The organism is Phenylobacterium sp. (genome assembly GCF_046590535.1).
Taxonomy (GTDB): Bacteria; Pseudomonadota; Alphaproteobacteria; order Caulobacterales; family Caulobacteraceae; genus Phenylobacterium.
This window is the reverse complement of record NZ_JBKJTG010000154.1, coordinates 1-24,568: the sequence shown is the minus strand read 5'-3', so window position 1 is coordinate 24,568 and position 24,568 is coordinate 1. Positions and strand designations below refer to the sequence as shown.

Sequence of the window (24,568 nt, the reverse complement as noted above, 5' to 3'; positions counted from 1 at the left end):
CGGGCGGCCTTTACCTCTTGCTCTTCGCCCCGCGCCCGCTGGGCGGCGGGACCCCGGCCGCCGAGGTCACCGACGCCCAGGCGGTGGAGGACGCCTCGAAGGCCGGCGGCGGGGTTGGCGACGTGCGCCTGTTCGCCACCCAGCGTCCCCTGGACCGCCGCAGGGCGCTGATCTCGCTGGTGGTGTTCATCGGCGTCATCGCCGTGGCCGCCACAGGAGCCGCCCCCATCGCGGCGGCGGCCTTCACCGGGGCGGTGCTCCTGATCCTCTTGCGGGTGATCAGTCCCGATGAGGCCTACCAGGGGCTGCGGCCGGAAATCCTGCTGCTCATCGCCGGCATGGTGGTGGTTGGCCTCTCCCTGGAGGTGACCGGCTTGGCCGCGGTGGCCACAAACGGCTTGGTCGCCGTGGTCCAGGGCCTGGGCCCCCAGCTTGCCCTAGTGCTGCTCTACGGCGTCACCCTGGTGCTTACCGAAATCCTGTCTAACGCCGCGGTGGCCGTCCTGCTGACCCCCGTCGCCGTGGCCCTCGCTGAGAGCCTCGGCGTCAGCCCGCAGCCGTTCCTGGTGGCGGTGATGATGGCCGCCAGCGCCGCCTTCGCCACGCCATTCGGCTACCAGACAAACGTCTTGGTCTTCGAGATGGGCCGCTACCGCTACATGGACTTCGTCCGGGTCGGCCTGCCGCTCAACCTGATCGGCTGGACGGTCGCCTCCCTCTCGATCCCAGTGTTCTTCCCGTTCTAGCCGGGCTGTAATCCTTGAAAATAGACCCTTTCATCTGGGGTCTAGGCTGCCCGCTGGCCCTGCGCCCGCGCTAGGTTCTCCGCTGCGAAGCTCCAGTTGGCCAGGTGTTCGAGGAAGGCGTCGACGAACTCCGGGCGCTTGTTCTGGTAGTCTAGGTAGTAGGCGTGCTCCCAGACGTCGCAGGTCAGCAACGGCGTCATCCCCGCCCTGCCCACCAGCGTCTCGCCATCGTGCAGGGAGGTGACCACCAGCTTGTCACCCTTCAGCACCAGCCACGCCCAGCCGGAGCCGAAGTGGGTTTCCGCCTCCTCCTTGAAGGCCGCCTGGAAGCCCTTCAGTCCGCCGAAGTCGCGGGTCAGCATCTGGCCCAGCTCTCCGTCCGGCGAACCGCCGCCGCCGGGGGTCAGGCAGGGCCAGAAGAAGTTGTGGTTCCACACTTGGCCGGCCTGGTTCAGCAGCGTCTCGTCGCCCTTGGTCTTGGCCACTTTGAGGATGGTCTCCAGGTCCGCGTCGGCCAGGTCGGCGCCCCGCGTGAGCGCGTTGACCTTGTCCACATAGGCCTGGTGATGCTTGCCGTGGTGCAGGTCCAGGGTGTCGCTGGACATGAACGGCTCAAGCTCGTCGGTCTCGTAGGGCAGCGGGGGCAGCACGATGGCCATGGGGTATCTCCGGGGCGTGGGTCTGCACCCATAACGGACGGGAGCCTCGGAGGTTCGGAAGGCCCCGCTTTACCTCAACCGCTTGATTGCCGGGGCCAGCGGCTGCTCGGCGTCGCAATAGTCCGCCCAGGCCTTGGTCTTCTTCAGCAGCCCCGGCGCGGTGCGGATCGTGTAGCGCTTTGGGTCTAGGCCCGGTTTCACCTGGCTCCAGGTCAGCGGAAAGGACACCGGGGCATGCGCCCGGGCCCGGGGCGACAGCGGCGCCACCGCGGTGGAGAGCCGGTCGTTCCTCAGGTAGTCCAGGAAGATCCGGCCCACCCGCTTGGCCTTGGACATGTTGACCACGTACCTGTCCGGCTGGTCGCGGGCGATGGCTAGGCAGAGCTCCTGGGCGAAGGTCTTGGCGGTGGGCCAGTCCATCGTCCCCTTGCCGCCCTTCAGCGGGGTGACCACGTGCAGCCCCTTGCCCCCGGTGGTCTTGCAAAAGGCGACCAGGCCCACGGCCTCCAGCCGGGCCTTCACCTCCAGCGCCGCCTCGATCACCCGCTCGAAGGCGATCGCCTCGTCAGGGTCGAGGTCGAACACCAGGCGCCCAGGGGTCTCCGGCTGGAACGGCTGACAGTTCCACGGGTGGAACTCCACCGCCCCGATCTGCGCCAGGGCCGCCAGAGCCTCGATGCGGTCCACTTGCAGGTAGGCCTTGTGGTCGCCGAACACCTTCACTTCGCTGATCAGGGACGAGGAACCCTTGCCCACGTGGCGCTGGAAGAACCGCTGGTCGCCGAGGATCCCGTCGGGTGTACGGATGATCGAACAGGGGCGGCCCTTGATGTGCTGCATCATCCACGGGCCGATGGTCTCCAGGTACTGCGCCAGGTCGAGCTTGGTGACCGGCGCCCCGTCGCCGCCGTCGGGCCACAGGGGTTTGTCGGGGCTGGAAAGCAGCACCCCCAGCACCCGGGGCTCGGCCTTGGCCGCGGGCTTTCGCGCCGCGGTCCTGGGCGTGGGCTGGGAAAGCTCCACTTCGCCGATATGGGCCGGGGTCTCGGCCTCGACCTCTGTGGCCGCCTTGTCCTCGCGCAGGCCCTTGAAGGCGCCCTGCCGCACCATGCCGCCGCCGGTGAAGCCCGCAAACTCGATCTCCGCCACCAGCTCCGGCCGAGCCCAGTGGACATTGGCCTCCTTGCGCGGCGCGCCGGGGCCGATGAACGGGTTGGCCTCCGCCGCCACGGATCGCAGCCTGGGCAGCACCCGGCGCACGGTCTCCTGGCCAAAGCCCGTGCCCACCCGGCCCACATAGATCAGCTTGCCGTCCCGGTGGACCCCCACCAGCAGCGAGCGCAACTGCCCCGCCTCGCCGGTCCAGCCGCCGATCACCACCTCGTGCCCCGCCCGGCACTTGGCCTTCAGCCAGCTGTCGCTGCGCCCGGAGCGATACGGCGCGTCCATCTGCTTGGAGACGATGCCTTCCAGGGACATGCGGCAGGCCGACTGCAGCACCGCGTCGCCGGCGGTCTCGAAGTGATCCACATAGCGGATGCGCGCCGTGGGCGGCTTGGGGCTGGCCTTCAGCACCGCCTGCAGCCGCGCCTTGCGGTCGCCCAGCCTCAGCGCCCGCAGGTCCTCGCCCTCCAGGAACAGCACGTCGAAGGCGAAGAAGATCAGGTCGCCGGTCTTGCCGTCCGACAGCGCCGCCTGCAGCGCCGGAAAATCCGGCGACCCGGCGTGGTCAAGGGCGCAGACCTCCCCGTCATAGAGCCCGTCGGGCAGGACCGTGGCGTCGCGGGCGATCTCCTTGAACTGGGCCGTCCAGTCCAGGCCGGAGCGCGTCTTCACAACCGCCTTGCCGCCCTCCACCCGCAACTGCAGCCGGTAGCCGTCGAACTTGATCTCGTGCGCCCAGCCGGCGCCCTGCGGCGGGCGATCCACCGAGCGGGCCAGTTGCGGGGCCACGAACCCGGGCAGGTCGGCGGGCTTGGTCGCCTTGGCGGCCTTCGAGGACCAGACCGCCTTGGGCTCGGCGCGGGCCTTGCCGCCGGTCATGAAAGGCTTGGGCCCCTTCCCCTTGCCGGCCGTGATCTCCTCCATGCCGCGGCCCGAGGCCACTGAAGTCATTTGCCTGGCCACCAGCGCCCCGGCCTGGCCCTCCACCGCCCATTCGTCGCGATGTTTGATCAGCAGCCAGTTGTCGTGCTTCTCCTTCTTCCGGCGCTTCATCCGAACCAGGACGAACGAGCCTTTCAGGCGCTCTCCCTCCAGCACGATCTTCAGGTCGCCCTTCTTCAGGGCCGCGTTCGGATCGCCGCCATCCTCGGTTTCCCAGTAGCCGCGGTCCCACAGCATCACCGTGCCGCCGCCGTACTGGCCCATGGGAATGGTCCCCTCGAAGTCGCCGTAGTCCAGCGGATGGTCTTCCGTCTCCACCGCCAGGCGCTTGTCGGCCGGGTCGAGGGAGGGCCCGCGGGTCACCGCCCAGGACTTGAACACCCCGTCCAGCTCCAGGCGGAAGTCGTAGTGCAGCCGGCTGGCGGCATGTTTCTGGATCACGAAGCGCCGGCGGTTCGAGGGCCTGGTCGCCTGCGCGCCCGCGGGTTCGGCGGTCTGCGCGAAGTCGCGCATGGACTGGTACTTGGCGAGCTTCTTGTCCGCGGGCGTGGGCATTGGCGCTCCCTAGCTGGCCAGCGCCGTCACGCGGTCTTCCGACCCCGAGAGCTCGGCCACGAAGGCGTCGCGCCAAGCGGTGACGTCCTCGCGTTGCACGGTGTCGAACAGCGCCTCCCAGCGGCGGATGCGCTCCGGCTGTTCCATGGTCAGCGCGCGCTTCAGGGCGTCAGCGATTTCCTCGGGGCTGTTGGGATTGACCAGCAAGGCCTCGGGCATCTGCCGCGCCGCGCCGGCGAACCGCGACAGGATCAGCACACCCGGGTCCTGTGGGTTCTGCGCGGCCACGAACTCCTTGGCCACCAGGTTCATGCCGTCGCGCAGCGGCGTCACCAGCCCCACCCGGGCCGCGCCATAGATGCCGCCCAGCTCGTCGCGCCGGTAGTTCTTGTTCACATAGCGGAACGGGTTCCAGTCCACGTCGGCGTACTCGCCGTTGATCCGTCCCGACAGGGCGTCCAGCCGCCCACGGATTTCCTGGTAGGCCTCGACGCTCTCGCGGCTCACCGGGGCGATCTGCAGCATCAGCACCTGGCGGCGCATGTCCGGATTGCCCGCCAGGAAAGCCTCGAAGCCCACGAACCGCTCCTCCAGGCCCTTGGAGTAGTCCAGCCGGTCGACGCCGACGATCAAGTGACGGAACACCGTGCAGGCGGTCATCAGGTTGCGCATCTGCCGCGCCTTGGCCGACTTGAGCATCCGCCCGAACTCGGCGGCGTCCAGGCCGATGGGGAAGGCCCCGGTGCGCAGGGTCCGGCCAAAGCCGCGCAGCCGCCCGGCTCCGGTCAACTCGCCGCCCGCCTCGGTGACCACATATTCCTCGAAGGCGTTCTGGTACTCCTGGGTCTGGAAGCCCACCAGGTCGTAGTCGAACATCGCCTCCACCAGCTTGCGGTGACCGGGCAGGGTGGTGAACACCTGATGCGCCGGCCAGGGCACGTGCAGGAAAAAGCCGATCCGGTTCTTCACGCCCAGCCGCCTGAGCTCCCGGGCCATGGGGATCAGGTGGTAGTCGTGCACCCAGATCAGGTCGTCGGGCTGGATCAGCGGGGCCAGAGTCTCGGCGAACCGCGCATTCACCCGCTGATAGCCCTCCCCATAGGCCCGGTCGTAGGCGGTCAGGTCGGCGCGATAGTGGAACAGCGGCCACAGCGTCTTGTTGGCGTAGCCGTTGTAATATTCCTCGTAGTCGGCGGCATCCAGGTCGACCACCGCGGAGGTGACCCCGTCAACGGTCCTGGTGGTCAGCTCCCCGGTGAAGGTCTTGGCGACCTTGCCGCTCCAGCCGAACCACAGGCCGGAATAGGCCCTTAGCGCCGCGGCCAGCGCCATGGCCAGGCCGCCGACGCTTTCCTCCCCCGCGCCGCTGGGCGGGTTCACCCGGTTGGAAACCACGATCAGCCGGCTCATGCGCAGGCCTCCAGCCAGGCCAGGGCCTCGTCCACCCCGGCCAGGCGGAACCGCGCGGCGGTGTCCCGCTGCGGGCCCACCAGGATGCCGGTCCCGCCCAGGTCCCGCATGGCCGCGAAACCGTCCTCATCGGTGGCGTCGTCGCCCAGGAACACCGGGTGGGCGCCGGCGAAGGGCGCCTCGTCCAGGAACCGGCGGATGCTGTCGCCCTTGTCAGGCCCCGGCGCGCGCAGCTCCTCGACCATGTCGCCGTGCTGCAGGGTCAGGCCGGTCTCGGTCGCGATCGCCTGGGCGCATTGCCGCGCGGCCTCTCCGTGGCTCCGGGCCAGCCGGTAGTGCAGGGCGACGCTGAGGCCCTTGGCTTCCATCAGCAACCCTGAGTCCCGGCTGACGAACTCTGCGAACCGCGCCGCAGCCAGCGGCAGGGCGGGATGGGGCTGGCCCTGGCGCACACTCCCGTCCGGCTCGCGGCGCACCAGCCCGTGCACAGCGGCCACGCAGGTCACCGCGCCTTCCAGGATGCGGTCTACGTCTTCCAGGGTGCGGCCGGAGATCACCGCCAGGCGGCCCTCCAGGCGCCGGCCCAGGCGTTCCACAAGCCGGGTGCGCCGGGGATCAGGGCGCACGTCCTGCGGCCGGGCGGCGATGGGCGCCAGCGTGCCGTCGAGATCGAGGAACAGCGCCGCGTCCGCAAGCCGCAACGGCTTCGGAACGGGCAGGCTGACAACGGTTCCCTCGATCGACATGCAGCATCCCGCCCAAGCTTGTTCGGAACGCTCCAGGGTGCGGTTCGATCCAGCCTGGCCTTGGCGGCGGGCGGTTCCGCCCACGCTTGACCTTCGCCCCCGAAATCCGCGCAATGCCCCCCAACCGGACATCCCCGCGGTGAGGTGACCTTCGATGGCTGAAACGCCTCAGGCCGATGCGATCGTGCTGTTCGGCGGCACGGGCGATCTGGCGCGCCGCATGCTGCTGCCCGCGCTCTACTTCCTGGACATCGACCGCTTCCTGCCCGAGGGGCTGCGGGTGGTCGCCAGCGCCCGGGCCGACCTTTCGCGTGATGCGTTCGTCGAACAGGTGAGGCGAACCCTGGCCGAGCGTCCGGAGGGCCTCGACGATGCCGTCTGGACGCGGTTTTCCGCTCGCCTCGACTATGTGCCCGCCGACGCCACGTCGGCTGGGGGCGCCGCGGCGGTCAAGGCCGCCCTGGGCGAGGCCCGGCGTCCGATCTTCTACCTGGCCATCTCCCCCAGCCTCTATGGGGCGGTGTGCGCGGCGATGGCGGCGGCGGGCCTGGCGGGCCCGGAGACCCGCATCGTGCTGGAAAAGCCCATCGGCCGCGACCTGGAGAGCTCCCTGGCGATCAACGCCGCGGTGGGCGCGGTGTTCGCCGAGGACCGGATCTTCCGCATCGACCACTACCTGGGCAAGGAGACGGTGCAGAACCTCATTGCGCTCCGCTTCGCCAACACCCTGTTCGAGCCGCTGTGGAACAACCTGACCATCGACCACGTGCAGATCACCGTGGCGGAGACCGAAGGCGTCGGCGACCGCTGGCCCTACTACGACGAGTACGGCGCGCTGCGCGACATGCTGCAGAACCACATGCTGCAGCTCCTCTGCCTGGTGGCCATGGAGCCGCCGGCCGACATGGATCCGCGCTCGGTGCGCAACGAGAAGGTCAAGGTGCTGCGCAGCCTGCGCCGCTTCACCCGGGCGGACGCGCAGGGATGCTCGATCCGCGGCCAGTACACGCCGGGCGTGGTGGGCGGCAAGGAGGCCGCCGGCTACGAGGCCGAGCGCGGCCAGCCCAGCGGGACCGAGACCTTCGTGGCGCTTCGGGTTGACATCGACAACTGGCGCTGGGCCGGGGTGCCGTTCTTCCTGCGCACCGGCAAGCGGCTGCCGGAGCGGCGCACCCAGATCGCCATCCAGTTCAAGGGCGTGCCCCACTCGATCTTCGGCCTGGCGGCCAAGGAGGACCTCACCGCCAACCGCCTGGTCATCGACCTGCAGCCGGACGAGGACATCGAGCTCCTCCTGATGAACAAGGCGCCCGGGATCAGCCAGGGCGGCATGCGGCTGCAGTCCCTGCCGCTCTCCCTGTCGTTGCTGAAGGCCTATTCCGGCCCCGGCGCGCGGCGGCGGATCGCCTACGAGCGGCTGCTGCTCGACGCCATCGTCGGCAACTCCACCCTGTTCGTGCGCCGCGACGAGGTGGAGGAGGCCTGGCGCTGGGTGGACGGCGTCGCCGACGCCTGGGCCGAGGCCGGCGTGGTCCCCAAGCCCTACGCCGCCGGCAGTTGGGGCCCCTCCGGCGCCTTCGCCCTCATCGAGCGCTCGGGTAGGGCTTGGTACGACTAGGCCTCTCCCCCGTGATCTTCGCGACAGGGGAGGCGCGGGTTCACCGCACGCTGCTCCAGGGCCGCGAGAGCAACGTCGCGCAGTTGATCAGGCCCACCAGGGAGTAGGTCTGCGGATAGTTGCCCCACAGCTCCTCGCCGCCGAAGGCGATGTCTTCCGACAGCAGCCCCGCGGCGGTTCGCCGGCCGAGCATTTCCTCGAACAGCCGCCGCGCCTCCTCGGTGCGGCCCGACAGGTGCAGGGCCTCGATCAGCCAGAAGGTGCAGAAGTTGAACGCGGTCTTGGGCTCTCCGAAGTCGTCGGGCAGGGCGTAGCGCAGCATGTAGGGCCCCCGCCGCAGGCCCGCTTCCACCGCCGTCATGGTGGCCGCCATCCTGGGATCGTCCGGCGCGCAGAAGCGCACGTCCACCAGCTGCAGCAGGCTCGCGTCCAGCTCGTCGCCGCCGAACGTCGCCGCGTAGCGGCCGAGGTCTTCGTTCCAGGCCCGGGCCTCGATGGTGGCCCGGATCTGGGCGGCTCTGCCGTTCCAGTAGTCCGCCCGCGCGGCCAGCCCGAGCTTGGCCGCGGCGTTGCCCAGCCGGTCGCAGGCCGCCCAGCACATCACCGAGGAATAGGTGTGCACCGCCTCGCGGCCGCGGAACTCCCAGAGGCTGGCGTCCGGCTGGTCGTGAAGCTCGAAGGCCCGTTCGCCCAGCGGCTCCAGCGCCGCGAAATCCTCGGCGGTGGCCGGCCGGAACAGCCGCTCGTCAAAGAAGGCCTGCACGGTGGAGAGCACGATCTGCCCATAGACGTCGTGCTGGTGGTGCTGGTGCGCCTGGTTGCCCACCCGCACCGGCCCCATGCCGCGATAGCCCGGCAGATGCGGGGCGATCCGCTCCGTCAGCACAGGCTCCAGCCCCACTCCATAGACCGGCTGCACGTGGACCGAGCCCGTGGGCGCCGCGATGTTCCCCTGGGTCGCCTGGTCCACCAGGTTGCGCAGATAGACCAGGTAATTCTCCAGCATGTCCGCCGCGCCCAGCCGGTTCAGCGCCTGCACCACATAGTAGGCGTCGCGCAGCCAGCAGTAGCGGTAGTCCCAGTTGCGCCCGGATCCGGCGGCGGCCTCGTGCTCGGGGATCGAGGTGGTCAGGGCCGCCACGATCGCGCCGGTCTCCTCGTAGGCGCAGAGCTTCAGGGTGATGGCCGCGCGGATCACCGCTCCCTGCCACTCCAGGGGCACCGAGAGCGTGCGCACCCAGCTTCGCCAGTAGTCGCCGGTTTCCCGAAGCATCCGCGCGGCCGCGGTGGCCACGTCGGACTCGAACCCCTCGTCCGGACCCAGGAACATCGCCACCGGCTCTTCCAGCCGAAAGGTGCGCTCCTCCTGAATGTGGCTCACCGGCGCATCGGTGGTCAGCCTCAGCGTCACCTCCGCGCCCATGTAGCGGATATGGTTGGAGCCCACCGTCTGCGGGGTCAGGCGCTCGCCGTAGTTGCTGGTCGGGCGCAGCCGGATGCGGATCCGGGGTGCGCCAGCCACCGGCCTCACGATCCGCACGAAGGCCAGCGGCCGGTAGACCCGGCCATACTGCCGGTAGCGCGGGCAGAAGTCGGTGATCTCCAGGGCCGCCCCCGCGCTGTCGACGATCCGGGTCACCAGGATCGGGGTGTTGCGCAGGTAGCTCTGGGTGATCTCCGCCGCGTCCTCGACCTCCACGTCCCACAGACCCTGGGCGGTGGGTTCCGCCGGGTCCAGGCCGCCCAGCAGGGCGGAGAAGAACGGGTCGCCGTCCACCCTGGGCGCACAGGCCCAGACGTAGCGGCCCCTGCGGTCGATCAGGGCGCTGGCGGTGCAGTTGCCGATCGGGAACAGGTCTAGGGTCTGGCTCAAACTGTGGGGCTTCCTGGGCGGTCGGATCGATCTCGCGGCCGGACGCCCGGTTTCCGCTCGACGCGGGCGTAACGTCTCTTGATAAGCTTTGCTCCTGACGCAGGGCGAGTCGCTTCTCGCCCGCCGCCCGAGGCCGCCGCGAACCCAGATGATCCGAGCCCGCCGCGCCCGCATCGTCGCCACCCTTGGTCCCGCCAGCCGCAAGCCCTCCCAGGTGCGCGAACTGGCCCAGGCCGGGGTCGATGTCTTCCGGGTCAACTTCAGCCACGGCGCCCACGCCGACCACGCCCGCACCATCGCCGCGGTGCGCCAGGCCGAGGCCGCCATCGGCCGCCCCCTGGCGGTTCTGGCTGACCTGCAGGGACCGAAACTGCGCCTCGGCGAATTCGCCGACGGGATGATCCGGCTCAAGGCGGGCCACAGCCTGCGCCTCGACCTGGACCGCACCGCGGGCGACGCCGCCCGCATCGGTGTGCCCCACCCCGAGGTGTTCGCCGCGCTGGGCATAGGCGCCATGGTCCTGCTGGACGACGGCAAGGTTCGCCTGCGGGTCACCCGCTGTGGCCCCGACTTCGCCGAGACGGTGGTGGAGGCGGGCGAGCAGCTCTCCGACCACAAGGGGCTCAATCTGCCCGGCCTGGCGATCCCCATTCCGGCGCTCACCGGCAAGGACCGCAAGGACCTGGCCTTCGCGCTGAACGAAGGCGTCGACTGGGTGGCGCTCTCCTTCGTTCAGCGCGCCTCCGACATGGCCGAGCTGCGCGCCCTGGTGCAGGGCCGCGCCGGGGTGCTGGCCAAGATCGAAAAGCCCGCCGCCCTGGACTGCCTGGACGAGATCCTCGACCTTTCCGAGGCGATCATGGTGGCCCGCGGCGACCTGGGGGTGGAGCTGGCGCCGGAGGACGTGCCGGTGGTCCAGAAACAGCTGGTCCGGGCCGCCCGCCAGCGGGGCCTGCCGGTGATCGTCGCCACCCAGATGCTGGAGAGCATGACCCACTCGCCCACCCCGACCCGGGCGGAGGCCTCCGACGTGGCCGGCGCGGTCTATGAGGGCGCCGACGCCCTGATGCTGTCGGCGGAAAGCGCGGTGGGCGATTATCCGCTCGAGACGGTGACCATGATGGACCGCATCATCACCCGGGTGGAGCAGGACCCCCGCTGGCCGGAGCTGATGCGCGCGGAATATCCGGTGGACGACGCCGACGCCGACGCGCTGGTAGCCGCCGCCCGCCGCGCGGCGGAGGCCGCCTCCACCGCCTGTCTGGTGGCCTTCACCACCACCGGCCAGACGGCGCTCAGGCTCTGCCGCGAACGGCCCTTGCAGCCGACCCTGGCGCTCACACCCAATCTCGCAACCGCCCGCCGGCTGGCGCTGGCCTGGGGGGTGGAGCCCCGCGTGGTGCCGGATTTGTCCGATCCCGAGGACCTCGCCCGCGTGGCCCTCGAACAGGCGGTGGAGACCGGCCTCGCCGGTCCCGCCCAGCGGGTGCTGATCCTGGCCGGCCTGCCCATGGGCTCCCCCGGCGCCGCCAATATCCTGCGGCTGGCGCACACGCCCAGGCGGTGAGCTACGGCGCCGGCGGCGCTCTGAACCCGCCGAACTCGCGCTCCAGTAGGCCCGCAAAGGCGATGGTGGTCCGGTCTTCCAGGTAGGGGCCGATGATCTGCACCCCGATCGGCAGGCCGCCGCGGCTCAGGCCGATGGGCGCCACGGTGGCCGGCAGGTTGGCCAGGGTGGCCATCCCCGCCCAGGCGGACTGGGCGAAATAGGGCGTCGCCTCTCCGTCCAGGTCCAGCACCCGCTTGTCGCCGTCCGGCTCCGTCTCGTGCGCGAAGGCCACCGATCCGTGGGCCGGAGCCAGCACCACGTCGAACGACTGAAAGAGCGCCGCCCAACGCCGGCGGACCATCAGCTGGGCGTCCAGCAGGTTCATCCAGTGGTGGGCGTTGGTCTGCGTCGGCGCCGGACCGCCGCGGCTCATGGCCGGCATCAACAGCTCGCCATAGATGCCTTGGGCCACGGCCAGGTCGGGCAGCAGCTCACTCTTGCGCGACACCTTGGCCCCCAAGCCCGAGAGGCGGTTCCCCAGGTCGTCCAGGGCCTCGCGGATTTGCGCCTGCGCGCCCGCCAGGGGGTGATGATCGACGATCAGCACGCGGTAGTCCGCCAGCCGCGCGTGCCGCGGCGCCGGCAGGGCCAGCCGATAGCCCACCGCGTCCTCGTCCGGCCCGGCCAGCACGTCCAGCGCCAGCTGCAGGTCGCCGGCGGTCCGCGCCAGGGGCCCCACGACCCCCAGCACGATGGGGGCGCCGTCCGTCCGCGGCGGGGCGTGCCCGCGCTGCGGAATCAGCTGGTAGCTGGGCTTGTGTCCGAACACGCCGCAGAAGGCCGCCGGGATGCGGATCGAGCCGCCGATGTCGGAGCCGAACTCCAGGGGGACCATGCCCGCCGCCAGGGCCGCCGCCCCGCCGCCGGACGATCCGCCAGGCGAGCGGGTCAGGTCCCAGGGGTTGTTGGTGCGTCCGTAGACGGGATTGTCGGCCTGCCAGTCGGCCAGGGCCACGGGGATGTTGGTCTTGCCCAGGATCACCGCGCCCGCCGCCTTCAGCCGGGCCACGCCCACGGAGTCCTCCGGCGCCGTCCAGCCCACCGCGTCGGGAAAGCCCCAGGTGGTGGGCAGCCCCGCCACATTGTGGGATTCCTTCACGGTCATGGGCACGCCCAGCAGGGGGCCGCGCTCGCCGCGGGCCAGGGCGGTGTCGGCCGCCTTGGCCGCCGTCCGCGCCCGGTCGAAGTCGCGCACCACCACCGCGTTGATCGGCCCGTCGCGCGCCTCGATGCGGGCGATGGCTGCGTCGGTCAGCTCCAGGGCGCCGACACTGCGCCCGGCCAGCGCCTGGGCCATCTCGGCCGCCGACTGATCAAGGATGTCGCGCGAAAGCGTCTCGGACATGGTGGTCTCCCTGCCCGGGAAATCACCACCCGAAGGCGCGCCTGTCCAGCCGCTAGACCGCCTGCGTCCGGTGCGCGGAGTCCACGGCCCAGATCTTCTCGATGTTGTAGAACTGGCGCACTTCAGGCCGGAACAGGTGGATGATCACGTCGCCGGTGTCGATCAGCACCCAGTCGCAGTGCGGCATGCCCTCCACCCGGACGCGGCCATAGCCCTCGTCCTTCAGGGCGCGCAGCAGATGGTCGGCCATGGCGCCCACGTGACGGTGCGACCGCCCGGAGGCCACGACCAGGCCGTCGGCGACGGCGCTCTTGCCTTTGAGGTCGATGAAAACGACATCCTGGGCCTTGTCGTCGTCGAGTCTGGCCAGGATCAGGTCTTCCAGGGCCGCGATACGTACGCTCGCATGCTGGTCGGCTCTGGCGGCTTCGGCGGCTCGCGCCGAGGCCTCTTGCGCCCGGGGCGCGGATTCGGTGTTCAGCGGGTTGCTCCTTTGAAATCCGCGCTTTGGCGACCGTAGCACGCCTGACAGCCCGGGTCAGCCGCTGTCATGCGCAGATCAAGTCGGCGACCGGCGCATCCGTTCCCGAAGGGTCGTGGAGGACTGGAAGTTCAGCGGTCCGCGCAGGAACACCCAGGCCGGCGCCTTGGCGCCCGGCAGGCCCGCCGCCTGGCCGCTGGAGCGCTGGGAGTGGGCGAACCGCCGGGCGGCCGGGGAGAACCGGCTCTTCAGGGAGATCCACGGGCGCGACACCACCGCCACCGGGACCTCGCGCATGATCTGCGTCCAGCCGCGCCAGCGGTGGAAGCTGGCTAGGCTGTCGGCGCCCATGATCCAGACGAACTTCACCCCCGGGAACCGGGCCTTCAGGATCCGCAGGCTGTCGATGGTGTACTGCGAGCCGAAGCGGGTCTCGGCGTCGGAGACGATCATGTCCGGCCCCCGCGCGAAGGCCTGGGCGCCCGCCAGGCGCTCGGCCAGGTCGGCGGTCTCGTGGGTGGGCTTCAAGGGGTTCTGCGGCGACACCAGCCAGATCACCCGGTCCAGGTTCAGCCGCTGACGGGCGGTCTCGGCCACATGGGCGTGGCCCTCGTGCGCCGGATTGAACGATCCGCCGAACAGCCCCACCCGCATGCCGGGGCTCAGGCTGAAGCCCAGGCGCAGCGCCGCCGGACGACCCGCCCCGGACACCCGCCGGGCGGGTCCCGCGAACCACATGCGGCTGGTGCTCAAGCGGACCTGGCCGGGGTTGGCGCGTCGCCGCGGTCGAGGTGCGGGTCTGTCTGGCGCACCCGGGCGCGGATGGTGAACACCCCGTCGCCGGCCAGCACCCCGCCGCGGGCGAACAGGCGGCCATGCTCCCAGTTGGAAAGCCCCAGCTCCGGGCGATCCAGGGCGTACTGACCGTCCACCCAGCGGGTGAAGCCGTCACCGGTGAACGGCGCGTCGATGGTCTCGTAGAACCGCGCCTGGGCGGTCGGGTCCTCAGAGATCAGGCTGGCGGCGAAGCGGGGGCTGTAACGGTTGAAGAGGACGACGGCTTCGTCGACGCTCCCGACGATCTTCAGGGACACTTCCGGCGTCTCCTCCCATTCCCATTCGCGGCCCAGGTCCGCGTCGGCCAGGGGCTCCACCAGGGGCTCCTCGCGGGGTCCCTCGGCGCGGATCACCGTGGCGCTGGCCTCGCGCCAGGCGGCGGGCAGGCGGGTAAGGTCGTCCTGCGCCACATGCAGCTTGCAGCCCAGGCGGCGCTGGCCGGCCTTCTCCAGGGCCTCCAGGAACACCGGGATCAGGTCGTCGGCCCGCTCGGCCACGATGCAGCAGACGTTCAGTGTGTTGCAGACCTTGCGGTCGAGGGAGTGGTAGCAGGCCGCGAAGAACCGGTCGGCGTCGGCCGTGGCGTCGGCCACCAGCCAGGCGCCCCCGGTCCCGTGCAGGCTCACCGGCGTGCCCGCCGCCCGGGCGATGGCCCCCAGCTGCGCCACCGCCGGGCCGGAGCCGCGGGCCACCGCCAGCGACAGGCCAGGGTCGGAGAACATCGCCCAGCCCGCCGCATGGGCGGCGCTTTCCACCAGCACCGCCGCACCCTGCGGCAGGCCCGCCTGCGCCAAGGCCGGATCCAGCGCCTGGCGCACGATGGCCTGGGCGGTGCCCAGCGCGTCGGAGCCGATCCGGAACACCACCGTGTTGCCAGCCCGCAGCACCCCGGTGGCGTCGGCGAACACATTGGGCCGCCCCTCGAACACGAACCCCACCACCCCCAGGGGGGCGATCACCTGTTCGACGCTCCAGCCGCGATGCTGCACGGTTTCCAGCACCCGGCCCCGCGATGGGGGCGCGTCGCGCCAGGCGCGCAGGCCGGCGATCATCTCGGCGCGCATCGCCTCGCTGACCGCCAGCCGGGTGGTGGAGCGGCCCCTGGCTTGCGCGGCGGCCACGTCACGGGCGTTGGCGGCGCTGATCTCTCCCCACGCGCCCGCATCCGAAAGGCGTGCGGCGAAGGCCTCGAAAAAAGCGGTGATGGCGGCGTCGGAAACCTCGCCCATCTGCGAGAAGGCGCCCGCCGCCCGCGCCACCGCGGCGCCGGCCAGGGCCTGTTCGGCGCCCGGCACATGCAGCAGGTCGCCGGTGTCCTGCACGACGATCAGCCGGTCGCCGGGCTGGAAGGCGCGGGCCAGCTCCGGGCTCACATGGGTGACGCGGTCGCCTGCGAACGGCACCGCCATACCCGGGACAAGCGCCTCCAGCCGCCCCTCAGGGGACGCGCCTTGCCTCCGCCCTGCGCCGTCGCCATCCACCGGATCGCCCCATATGCTCAGCTTGAGCCTTACCTATCCGCATTTTCGCCGCGCGCGAAACCCGCCTAGGCCAGGGCCAGGTCGTCCGCATGCACCATCGGACCGCAGGTGTAGCCCAGCACGGACTCGATAGCCCCCGACTTCAGGCCGCAGATCTTCTGCGCGTCGGGCGCTTCGTAGCGGACGATGCCGCGGGCGATCTCGGTCCCGGCCTGGTCGCGGATCACCACCGCGTCGCCCTTGTCGAAGCCGCCATGCACGTGCCGGACGCCGGCCGCCAGCAGGCTCTTGCCCCGCCGCACGGCTTCGGCGGCCCCGTCGTCCACGGTGAGCGCCCCGGCTGGCGCCAGGCTGCCGGCGATCCAGGACTTGTAGGCCTGGGCCGGGGTGGTGGAGGGCTCCACCACCGTGGCCCGTTCGCCCTGCTCCACCGCCCACAGGGGCGAGGGGCGGTTACCCAGGGTGATCACCGTGGCGCAGCCGGCGGCGCTGGCGATACGGGCGGCGGCCAGCTTGGTGGCCATGCCGCCGGTGCCGACGCCCGCGCCCGCGTTGGCGCCTCCGGCCATGGCCTCGATCTCCGGCGTCAGGCGGGTGATCCGCGGCACATGCGCCGCGCCCCGATCGCGCCTGGGGTCGGCGGTGTAGAGTCCGTCAATGTCGGACAGCAGCACCAGCACGTCGGCGCCGATCATCTGCGCCACCCGGGCCGCCAGCCGGTCGTTGTCGCCGTAGCGGATCTCTTCGGTGACCACGGTGTCGTTCTCGTTGACCACCGGGATCACCCCCAGCGCCAGCAGGGTCTCCACCGTCGCCCGGGCGTTCAGCCAGCGCCGGCGCACCTCGGTGTCGTCGCGGGTGAGCAGGATCTGCGCGCAGCCCAGGCCGTGGGGCTCCAGGGCTTCCTCCCAGGCGCGCATCAGGGCCGACTGTCCCGCCGCCGCCGCCGCCTGTTTCTCCGGCAGGGTGAGCGCGCGCCTGACCAGGTTCAGGCGCCGGCGGCCCAGGGCCACGGCCCCGGACGACACCACCAGCACCTGTTGGCCCCGTGCCCGCAACCGGGCCACGTCCCTCGCGAAAGCGCTCAGCCAGTGGCCGTCCGCGGCGCCGCTCTCGCCCACCAGCAGCGCCGAGCCCACCTTCACGACGATCCGTCTGGCCCCCGCCAGGTTCATCGGTCGAGACCGTTCACGGCGTCCAGCTTTCTTCCTCGGGCAGGTTCAGGGCGACGGCGGCTTCGGCCTTCTTGGCGCGGACCAGGGTGTAGGACTCGCGCAACAGCTCGGTGACCCCGGTCCCGGCCACCCCGGACACCAGCCGCACGGGCACGCCCGCGGCGGCCTCCAGTTCGGCGCGCCGCGCGTCGCGGGTCTCATCGTCCAGGGCGTCGATCTTGTTCAGGGCCAGGATCTCGGTCTTGTCGGCCAGTTCCTCGCCATAGGCCTCCAGCTCGTGGCGCACGGTCCGCCAGGCGGCGGCCACGTCCTCGGCCGTGCCGTCCACCAGGTGCAGCAGCACCGCGGTGCGCTCCACGTGGCCCAGGAAGCGCATGCCCAGGCCCGCGCCCTCACTCGCGCCCTCGATCAGCCCGGGGATATCGGCCAGCACGAAGCGCTCGCCCACCGACAGGTCGACCATGCCCAGGTTGGGGGTCAGGGTGGTGAAGGGATAGTTGGCGATCTTCGGCTTGGCCGCGCTGGCCGCCGCCAGGAAGGTCGACTTGCCGGCGTTGGGCAGGCCCACCAGCCCCACGTCGGCGATCAGCTTCAGCCGCAGCCAGATCCACTGTTCCTGGCCGTCCTGGCCGGGGTTGGCGAACTTCGGCGCCTGGTTAACCGGGCCCTTGAAATGGGTGTTGCCGAACCCGCCGTTGCCGCCCTTCAGCAGGCGCAGCTTCATGCCGGCGGCCGACAGGTCGGCGATCAGCGTCTCCTTGTCCTCCTCCAGCACCTCGGTGCCCACCGGCACCTTCAGGGTCACGTCGTCGCCGTTGTGGCCGTGGCGGTTGCGGCCCATGCCGTGCACGCCGGTGTCGGCCTTGAAGTGCTGCTGGTAGCGGTAGTCGATCAGGGTGTTCAGCCCGTCCACCGCCTCGATCCACACGTCACCGCCACGGCCGCCGTCGCCCCCGTCCGGGCCGCCGTACTCGATGAACTTCTCCCGCCGGAACGACACGGCCCCACCCCCGCCGTTGCCGGAGCGAATGTAGATTTTGCACTGGTCGAGGAATTTCATCGGAGATCGGCAGCCTTGTTGCGCGGGCGAATAACATGAAAACAAGGTGTCATCCCGGAAAGCGCGCAGCGCTTGTCCGGGACCCATGCACACCGATCCCTCCAGGGTCGCCACCGATGATCGGGTGTTCATGGGTCCCGACCTTCCCCTTCGGGAAAGCCGGGATGACACTCTGAATTACGCCAGCCAGACCATCATGCGGGTGGGCACGGCGGCGCCTCTGGCCAGGCTGGCGCGCAGCTCCACGTCGCCGGTGTAGAGGAAGTCCGCCTTGCACAGCACCTGGCCGGACGCCCGGTTGTCGGCGAAGTGCCCGGCCACCACCAGCTTCCTGCGCCAGTCCGTCTTCGCCCAGCCCACGGCCGCGGTCACCGCCTCGGTGGCGTAGCCGCGTCCCCAGAACGGCTGGCCCAGCCAGTAGCCCAGCTCGGCGCGGACGCCGTCCTTAACGTGAAAGCCCAGCCCGCCGATCACCCCGAACTGGCGGTGCTCGATGGCGAACGGCGCGTCGGTGCGCCAGTCGTTTCGCTCGACCTTGGTCAGCCAGGCCTCAGCGTCCGCCGGCCGGTAGGGATAGGGCATGTTGGTGGTCATTCCAGCCACGGAGAGGTCGTTGGCGAGCTCGGCGATGCGGGCCGCATCATCGCGCACGGGCTTGCGCAGCATCAGCCGCTCGGTCGCCAGGACAGGGCTGGTTTCAATAGCGCACATGTCTTCCTCCTCCGGCCCGTCTCGCGCGGGCCCAAAACGACAGCAGGGAGCCCGGCTGACCGGACTCCCCGCGAAGTCTTGTCCGGTCCGCCACTTGGGTGGGGCGGAACCGGTATGGAGGGTTCCGCTTATTCGGCGTTCGCGCCCTGGGCCGGCACGACCGTCACGAAGGTTCGGTCGTTGCGCTTGGTGATGAACTTCACCGCGCCGGTGATGGTGGCGAACAGGGTATGGTCACGGCCCATGCCGACGTTGTCGCCGGGATAGAAGGTGGTGCCGCGCTGGCGCACGAGGATGTTGCCGGCGAGCACCGCTTCGCCGCCGAACTTCTTCACGCCGAGGCGCCGGCCGGCCGAGTCGCGCCCGTTGCGCGAGGAGCCGCCTGATTTCTTGTGAGCCATTGTGCTCTCCTAAATCCTTGAGCCCGCCCTACTTGGCGGACTTGTCCTTCTTCGGGGCGGCGGCGGCGGCCTTCTTCGGCGCAGCAGCCTTCGTGGCGTCGGCCTTGGGGGCCGCAGTCTTTTTCGGTTCAGCCTTCGCCTTGGCCGCCGGCTTCGCAGCGGCCTTCGGCGCAGCAGCCTTGGCCGCGGGCTTCGCGGCGGCGGCCTTCTTGGGCGCGGGGGTCTCGCTCACCGGGGCGTTGGTCTGGGCCGTGTCCATGGCGGCTTCGACGTCCACCTTGGCGGCGACAACCTTCGGGGCCTTGGCCTTGGCGGCTTTGGCCTTGCTCGCCTTGGGCGCGGCGCGGGCCGCCTTGGCGGCCGCGGCGGCTTCCAACTGGGCGGTGGCCGACACGAACTTCAGGTTTCGGGCGCGGGCGTTCAGCTCGGCCTTGGTGGTCATGTCCACCGTGCCGTCCCACTTAGTTTCCTTGCCGTCGGCGCCGGCGATGCCGGTCACCCGCAGGACGCTCTCGAACTGGCGATGGCCGCGGGTGCGGCGATAGCCCTGGCGGCGGATCTTCTTGAAGATCTTCACCTTCACACCCTTGCGGGTCTCCACCAGGGTGGCGTTCACCAACGCGCCCGCCACGGTAGGCAGGCCCAGGGTCACGGCGTCGCCGTCGCCCAGCATCAGGACCTCGCCAAACGCGACATTCGCGCCCGGCTCGCCGTCCAGCTTTTCGACCACCAGCAGATCGCCCGGTTGGACCCGGTACTGCTTGCCGCCGGTTTTGATCACCGCGTACATCGTTCGCGCCTTCGGAAACTTGGATTATTCAAAACGAAATGCGCCCGCGAGGTGGCCCGCGGGCGAGAGGGCGGGACTTATACGCCTCGGAAGCCCGAAGTCAACGCGAGGGTAGCCGGTTTCGCCGCCATCCGGCGAGGTCGTGCATGGCCCTGCGCCAGGCGAGCCAGACGCCCAGTCCCACCCCCAGGGTGACGCCTGCCAGCAGGATCACCATCGCGGCCGCCCACCCCGCGCCCTGGCGCAGGCCTGGGATGATGTCCAGGCGGTGCAGGCCCAGGTGCAGCCAGCGGTAGCCGCGGGCGGGGGCGTCCAGCACCTGCAGCACTTCCCCGGAGCCGGGATCGAGGTAGTACCGCGTCCCGTCCGTCAACACGACGCGCCGAACGGGCAGGGTCACCGGCGCATGGTGGGCGAAGTAATAGGCGTCTTCCTCGGCGATCGTGTCTTGGGCGGCCACAGGCCCCAGCCGCTCCAGCGCCAGCGCCAGCTCGGCCGCGCTGAGCGCCGCCCGGCGCCCGCGGGCGTCCAACCGCTCGCCGTCGGCCATCAGGTAGAGGCTGCCAGCGAACGGCGCGGTGCGGATCTGCCGAGCGTCAGGCCGCGCCGTCACCGCGGCGGTGAGCGCCTCGCGCACCTCCGCGAAGGCGTGGGCGCCTCCGGCCAGCCGCGCGGCGCCTTTGTCGGGCCCGCTGCCCAGCAGGCCCCAGGGGTTCATGGAGAGCAGGCCGCTCACCACCCAGGTGAGCGTCAGGATCCCCGTCGCCAGCCCGGTCAGGTGGTGCCAGGTCATCAGCCCGCGGTAGGGGCTTGCCCTGCCGTCCCCGGCCGGGCGCCAGGCGACCAGGCCCAGGTACAGCCCGGCCAGGGTCAGGAAGGTCCCCAGCACCGACGTCCAGATCACCACCTGCGCCCAGAGCTTGGTGTGGGCCCGCAGCACCGCGGGATAGAGCCAGTGCGGGATCGCGCCCGCCCAGTTCAGCAACCGCCCGGCCGCGGTGGTCCGCTGCGAAACCTCCCCGGTCTTGGCCGAGACATAGAGCTCGGTCCTCGCCGGATCGCCCAGCCGGACCCGCCAGAACGGCCGCCGCGCGTTGAAATAGCCGGTGACCGTCCACTGGTCGCTGTCCACCGCCGTCACCGCAGCGATCGCCGCGCCCGGGGCGAAGGCCTGGGAGATGGCCCGCGCGTCCGCCGCGCTGAACGCCTCCACCGGCGCCCCGGTGGTCAGGTCGATGACGACCTGACCGTCCAGCCGCAGCACGGGCCGCCCGGCGGCGCTCTCCACCCGCGCCGCCTCCACGGTCTGCGCGTCGCCGATCGTGGCGCCGAACCGGCAGCAGGCCGCCCCGCCGATCGCCGCCAGGCCCGCCACACGCTGGTCCTCCCGCACTTCCGGCCAGTGGACGAACAGCATGACCACGCCGCTCAGGCACCAGAGCAGCATCAGCGCGCCGACCCCAACGCCCAGATAGCGATGGGTCAGCACCAGCCAGCGCGGCGCCCAGCGCCGGCTCCCCAAGGAGGCGTCAGAAGGAATAGGTGTAGGCCAGGTGGGCGGTGCGCGGCACGCCGCGGAACCCGAACAGGAACCGCCCGGTGGTCGAGCCGTCGATCAGGCCCGAGTTCACCCGCGTGGCGTAGTCCTGGTCGAAGGCGTTCTCGATGCGCGCCGTCACCCGGTGATGGCGCGCATCGCCGTCCAGGTAGAGGTGCGCCGCCAGGTCGGCGACCACATAGTCCCCATAGTTGCGTCGCCCGAAGCCGGTGACCTGCTGGTGGACGTCGCCGGTCCACAGGACGCTGGCAGAGGCGCCGAAGGGCCGGTCGGCGGGCGCATAGACCAGGCTTGCCTTGCCGATGCTTTCTGGCGTGCGACCCAGCTGCTGGCCGGCGCCGGCCGCCCGCGCGCGTGTCCAGGTGTAGGAGCCCTGGGCGGTGAGCGCGTCGGAGACCTTCACGCTGGCCTGCACCTCCACCCCGCGCACCTTCACCTCGCCGGCCGTGTTCAGGTAGATGCCGTCGGGCAGGCCCGGCTGGTCGTAGTCGTCGACGATCAGGTTATCGATCCGCCGGGTGAAGCCGGTGGCCTGCCACCTCAGCAATCCCAGGGTCCCGCCCGCTGCGGCGTTCAGGTTCAGGCTCTCCTCCGGCTCCAGGTCCGGATTGCCCACCGCGCAGCACGGATCGATGCCGAACAGCTGCTCGGCGCTGGGCAGGATGAACGAAGTGCCGGCGACGCCTTCCAGATAGAAGCCCGGCGTCACGTCCCAATGGCCGCTCACGTTCCACACTGTGGCCTCGGAGCCGCCGGTCCTGTTGTAGCGGACCCCGGCCGCCAGGCGGGCGGTGGCGAACAGGTCCTCGGTGGTGCGCACCTGGGCCACCGCCGCGTGCACCTTCTCCGTCTGCTCGGCGATCAGCAGCACCTCGTCGCGGCCGCTGAAGTTCTGGAAGTCGTAGCCAAGCTGGTACTCGAACCCGCGGTGCAGGTTCAGCTTGGCCAGCACGCTGACCCCGAAATCCTCGTAGCCCCAATAGGTCAGGTCATCCACGATGACCCTGGCGCCGGGCTGGCCGGGCACATTGTTCACCGTCGAATAGACGCTGTCCCAGTCATGGTAGTAGCCCTTCACCGACACCTGCGCGCGGTCGCTGGCGCGCCAGTCCAGGCTGGCGCTGGCGATCTCCTCGTCGCGGTCGTTGAACGACAGCCGGGTCAGCCGTGCGCCCGGATAGTCCAGGTGGGCGTCGGTGTGCTGGTAGTAGAGGTTCAGGGCCAGGCCGTCGGTCAGGTCGACCCCGTACTTGCCGCCCAGACTGACCACGTCGTAGCCGCGCTTGCGGGCGGTGGCGCTGGGCTGGAAGACGTCGAAGGTGGTGTAGCCGTTGGCCTCGTCCTTCGACACCCAGGCCACGAACCGGTGCGGGCCCAGGGTGTCGCGCACATAGGCGTCGGCATGGACTCCGCCGTTCGTATGGCCGCCAACCGTCAGGGCGCCGGACAGATCGTCCGAATAGCCGCGGGTGACGATGTTGATCACGCCTGCCGCCGCCTGCGTCCCGTAGAACAGGCTCTGGCCGCCTTTCAGCACCTCGACGCGCTCGATCATGCTGGCCGGCAGGGTGTCCGCCGGGCTGGTGGAGGTGTAGAGCCGGTTGTTGATCCTCACCCCGTCCACCAGCCACAGGACGTCGCCGGTGCGCGAGCCCTGCAGCGACAGGTCCACATAGCTGAACGGTCCGTTGCGCGGCGAGATGAACAGACCTGGAACCTGCATCTGCAAGGCTTGTGAAACGTCTACATAGAGGTTGTCCCGGACGGTCTCGACAGTGACCACCTCGAGGTCGCTGCCATACCGCGCCAGCTCCTGCGGCAAGGTGTCCTCCAGCCGCGCGGTGATCACCAGCGTGGAGACTTCCACCGCCTCGTCCGCCGCTGCGCCGCCGGCCAGCGCCGCAAGGCTCAGGCCCAGCGCCGTCCCCGCCGCCAGCGCGCGGAGGCTCCAATGTGCCATGTGGTTCCCCTGCGGACCTGATCTTGCGCGGGGTTTTCCCGCTTCGTGGTTGAGGCGGGGGTAGGTCTTGCGCGCGCGCCCCGCCCGTACTTTACGGTTTCCGCCGCCGTTACAGGGGGTTACAGGAGGGGCCGGAGGGGCGATGCGGGACCAGGCCTTGGCGGCGTTCGAGCGGCAGGTGGCGCAGGTTCGCGCCGGCGGCGTGCTGGGCCGGTCAGCGGCCCTGCTGCGGCTGTTCGACTACCTGGCCGACCAGGCCGGCGCCGGCCGGCCGCTGCGCGAGGCCGACGTGGCCGCCGACGTGTTCGGCCGCGCGGACGCGCTTGCCGGGGACGCCTCGGTGCGGGTCTATGTCCACCGCCTGCGCCGCAAGCTTGACGCCTTCTACTCAGGCCAGCCGGCGGGACCGCGCCTGGTCATCCCTCTGGGCGAGTACCGCCTGGACCTGCAACAGCGCGAGGCCGTCAGGCCGCCACAGCCGCGCCGCCTCGGCCGCCGGGCGGCCCTGGTCGCCGCCGCGCTGGTGCTGCTGGCCGCCAACCTCGCCGCCTGGGCGCTCATCGCCCGCCAGCCTGCGCCAGCCCGCGAACTCTCCCGGGTGGCCGCCGCCCCGCTCTGGTCCGGGATCGCCGCCAGTTCGCGGCCGCTGTTGGTGGTGGTGGGCGACTACTACATCTTCGGCGACACCGGCGGCGGCGATGAGCCCCAGCGCATGCTCCGCGAGTTCACCATCAACTCCCCCGCCGACCTCGACGCCTGGCTGATGGACAACCCGCAAATGATGGGCCGCTACATCGACCTGGACACCTGGTACACGCCGGTGGGCGCGACCCTGGCGCTCCGCGACCTGATGCCCCTGCTGCGCCAGGTGGCGGGGGACAAGCCCGGGCGCTTGCGGGTGATCACCGCCTCGGAACTGCGGCCCGAAATGCTCAAGAGCGCCGACATCGTCTATGTGGGCTACCTTTCTGCGCTGGGTTTGCTGCAGGCTCCGGCCCTGGCCGGTTCGCGCTTCGAGATCGGCGAGACCTTCGACGAACTCATCGACCGCACCAATGGCCAGGCCTACGTCTCCGGCGCCGGCCGGGTCCGCGGTGACGCCCCCAACCGCGACTACGGCTACTTCGCCCATATCCTGGGGCCCACGGGCGCCCATCTGGTGATCATCGCCGGCGCCCGCGACATCGGCGTCATGCAGACCGCCGAACTGGCCACCGGCCGGACCACCGCTCGCACCCTCGGCCCCGCCGACCCCGGCGGCCGCTTCGAGGCGCTCTATGAAGTGCAGGGCGTCGGCCGCACCAACCTCAGCGCCCGGCGGGTGGCGCCCTAGTCCCGCAGGCTCCGCGCCAGGATCTCCAGAGTCAGCCGCGCGGCCTGTCGGGTCTCGTCCTGCTCGCCCTGCTCAAAGGTCGCCAGGCCCGCCTCGAACAGCTGGTCGATCTCC

Annotated in this window: 19 protein-coding genes and 1 pseudogene; 4 read left to right on the top strand and 16 right to left on the bottom strand. The window is 70.7% G+C overall.

Annotated features, from left to right (window positions below; genetic code table 11):
- Nucleotides 1-746 (top strand): SLC13 family permease (locus ACLL81_RS09300; RefSeq protein ID WP_411288063.1); only part of this gene is annotated, 746 nt, incomplete at its 5' end.
- Nucleotides 747-787: 41 nt separating this feature from the next.
- Here the strand turns inward: ACLL81_RS09300 and ACLL81_RS09295 are convergent.
- The 4 genes from ACLL81_RS09295 to otsB all read right to left on the bottom strand — a co-directional run bounded on the left by ACLL81_RS09295 (nucleotide 788) and on the right by otsB (nucleotide 6,222).
- Nucleotides 788-1,405 (bottom strand): superoxide dismutase, encoded by a 618-nt coding sequence (locus tag ACLL81_RS09295; RefSeq protein ID WP_411288062.1) that lies wholly within the window; start codon nucleotides 1,403-1,405, stop codon nucleotides 788-790.
- Between the two features lie 69 nt (nucleotides 1,406-1,474).
- Nucleotides 1,475-4,066 carry a DNA ligase D gene (gene ligD, locus ACLL81_RS09290; protein WP_411288061.1) on the bottom strand — a complete coding sequence of 864 codons (2,592 nt, stop codon included), beginning with the start codon at nucleotides 4,064-4,066 and terminating at the stop codon, nucleotides 1,475-1,477.
- Nucleotides 4,067-4,075: 9 nt separating this feature from the next.
- Entirely contained in the window at nucleotides 4,076-5,476 is a 1,401-nt protein-coding gene (locus tag ACLL81_RS09285; RefSeq protein WP_411288060.1) for a trehalose-6-phosphate synthase, read from the bottom strand.
- The gene (gene otsB / locus ACLL81_RS09280; protein ID WP_411288059.1) at nucleotides 5,473-6,222 is read right to left on the bottom strand and encodes a trehalose-phosphatase; all 750 of its coding nucleotides are present in this window, start codon (nucleotides 6,220-6,222) and stop codon (nucleotides 5,473-5,475) included. Before otsB ends, ACLL81_RS09285 begins: the two co-directional genes overlap by 4 nt.
- Before the next feature lie 154 nt (nucleotides 6,223-6,376).
- Here otsB and zwf point away from each other — a divergent pair, with 154 nt between their 5' ends.
- Nucleotides 6,377-7,840, top strand: coding sequence for a glucose-6-phosphate dehydrogenase (zwf, locus tag ACLL81_RS09275; protein ID WP_411288058.1), 1,464 nt, complete (start codon nucleotides 6,377-6,379; stop codon nucleotides 7,838-7,840).
- A gap of 40 nt (nucleotides 7,841-7,880) precedes the next feature.
- Here the strand turns inward: zwf and ACLL81_RS09270 are convergent, their stop codons facing one another.
- The gene (locus tag ACLL81_RS09270; RefSeq protein WP_411288057.1) at nucleotides 7,881-9,713 is read right to left on the bottom strand and encodes a glycoside hydrolase family 15 protein; all 1,833 of its coding nucleotides are present in this window, start codon (nucleotides 9,711-9,713) and stop codon (nucleotides 7,881-7,883) included.
- 148 nt (nucleotides 9,714-9,861) lie between these two features.
- On the opposite strand from ACLL81_RS09270, the gene pyk reads away from it, so the two are divergent.
- Nucleotides 9,862-11,280 carry a pyruvate kinase gene (gene pyk / locus ACLL81_RS09265; protein ID WP_411288056.1) on the top strand — a complete coding sequence of 473 codons (1,419 nt, stop codon included), beginning with the start codon at nucleotides 9,862-9,864 and terminating at the stop codon, nucleotides 11,278-11,280.
- 1 nt (nucleotide 11,281) lies between these two features.
- On the opposite strand, the gene ACLL81_RS09260 is transcribed toward pyk, so the two are convergent.
- The 11 genes and pseudogenes from ACLL81_RS09260 to ACLL81_RS09210 all read right to left on the bottom strand — a co-directional run bounded on the left by ACLL81_RS09260 (nucleotide 11,282) and on the right by ACLL81_RS09210 (nucleotide 23,121).
- Complete coding sequence (locus ACLL81_RS09260; RefSeq protein ID WP_411288055.1) at nucleotides 11,282-12,667, bottom strand: amidase family protein; 1,386 nt, start codon at nucleotides 12,665-12,667, stop codon at nucleotides 11,282-11,284.
- A gap of 52 nt (nucleotides 12,668-12,719) precedes the next feature.
- Complete coding sequence (rsfS, locus tag ACLL81_RS09255; protein WP_411288054.1) at nucleotides 12,720-13,190, bottom strand: ribosome silencing factor; 471 nt, start codon at nucleotides 13,188-13,190, stop codon at nucleotides 12,720-12,722.
- Between the two features lie 36 nt (nucleotides 13,191-13,226).
- The gene (locus ACLL81_RS09250) at nucleotides 13,227-13,886 is read right to left on the bottom strand and encodes a nicotinate-nucleotide adenylyltransferase (protein ID WP_411288053.1); all 660 of its coding nucleotides are present in this window, start codon (nucleotides 13,884-13,886) and stop codon (nucleotides 13,227-13,229) included.
- Between the two features lie 11 nt (nucleotides 13,887-13,897).
- The gene (locus ACLL81_RS09245; protein ID WP_411288052.1) at nucleotides 13,898-15,394 is read right to left on the bottom strand and encodes an aldehyde dehydrogenase family protein; all 1,497 of its coding nucleotides are present in this window, start codon (nucleotides 15,392-15,394) and stop codon (nucleotides 13,898-13,900) included.
- 137 nt (nucleotides 15,395-15,531) lie between these two features.
- On the bottom strand, nucleotides 15,532-16,641 hold the full coding sequence (proB, locus tag ACLL81_RS09240; RefSeq protein ID WP_411288051.1) for a glutamate 5-kinase: 1,110 nt from the start codon (nucleotides 16,639-16,641) through the stop codon (nucleotides 15,532-15,534).
- A gap of 13 nt (nucleotides 16,642-16,654) precedes the next feature.
- Entirely contained in the window at nucleotides 16,655-17,701 is a 1,047-nt protein-coding gene (gene obgE / locus ACLL81_RS09235) for a GTPase ObgE (RefSeq protein WP_411288050.1), read from the bottom strand.
- Between the two features lie 177 nt (nucleotides 17,702-17,878).
- Nucleotides 17,879-18,412: a GNAT family N-acetyltransferase gene (locus ACLL81_RS09230; RefSeq protein WP_411288049.1), complete on the bottom strand. Its 534-nt coding sequence runs from the start codon at nucleotides 18,410-18,412 to the stop codon at nucleotides 17,879-17,881.
- Between the two features lie 128 nt (nucleotides 18,413-18,540).
- Nucleotides 18,541-18,813 (bottom strand): 50S ribosomal protein L27, encoded by a 273-nt coding sequence (gene rpmA, locus ACLL81_RS09225; RefSeq protein ID WP_411288048.1) that lies wholly within the window; start codon nucleotides 18,811-18,813, stop codon nucleotides 18,541-18,543.
- A 399-nt stretch (nucleotides 18,814-19,212) separates the two neighbouring features.
- A pseudogene (gene rplU / locus ACLL81_RS09220) lies at nucleotides 19,213-19,603 on the bottom strand (50S ribosomal protein L21); the annotation flags it as partial.
- Nucleotides 19,604-19,703: 100 nt separating this feature from the next.
- Nucleotides 19,704-21,092, bottom strand: coding sequence for a PepSY domain-containing protein (locus ACLL81_RS09215; protein ID WP_411288047.1), 1,389 nt, complete (start codon nucleotides 21,090-21,092; stop codon nucleotides 19,704-19,706).
- Between the two features lie 40 nt (nucleotides 21,093-21,132).
- Nucleotides 21,133-23,121, bottom strand: a complete 1,989-nt coding sequence (locus tag ACLL81_RS09210) for a TonB-dependent receptor plug domain-containing protein (protein WP_411288046.1) — start codon at nucleotides 23,119-23,121, stop codon at nucleotides 21,133-21,135.
- A gap of 142 nt (nucleotides 23,122-23,263) precedes the next feature.
- Here ACLL81_RS09210 and ACLL81_RS09205 point away from each other — a divergent pair, with 142 nt between their 5' ends.
- Nucleotides 23,264-24,454 carry a hypothetical protein gene (locus ACLL81_RS09205; protein ID WP_411288045.1) on the top strand — a complete coding sequence of 397 codons (1,191 nt, stop codon included), beginning with the start codon at nucleotides 23,264-23,266 and terminating at the stop codon, nucleotides 24,452-24,454.
- Nucleotides 24,455-24,568 lie beyond the last annotated feature (114 nt).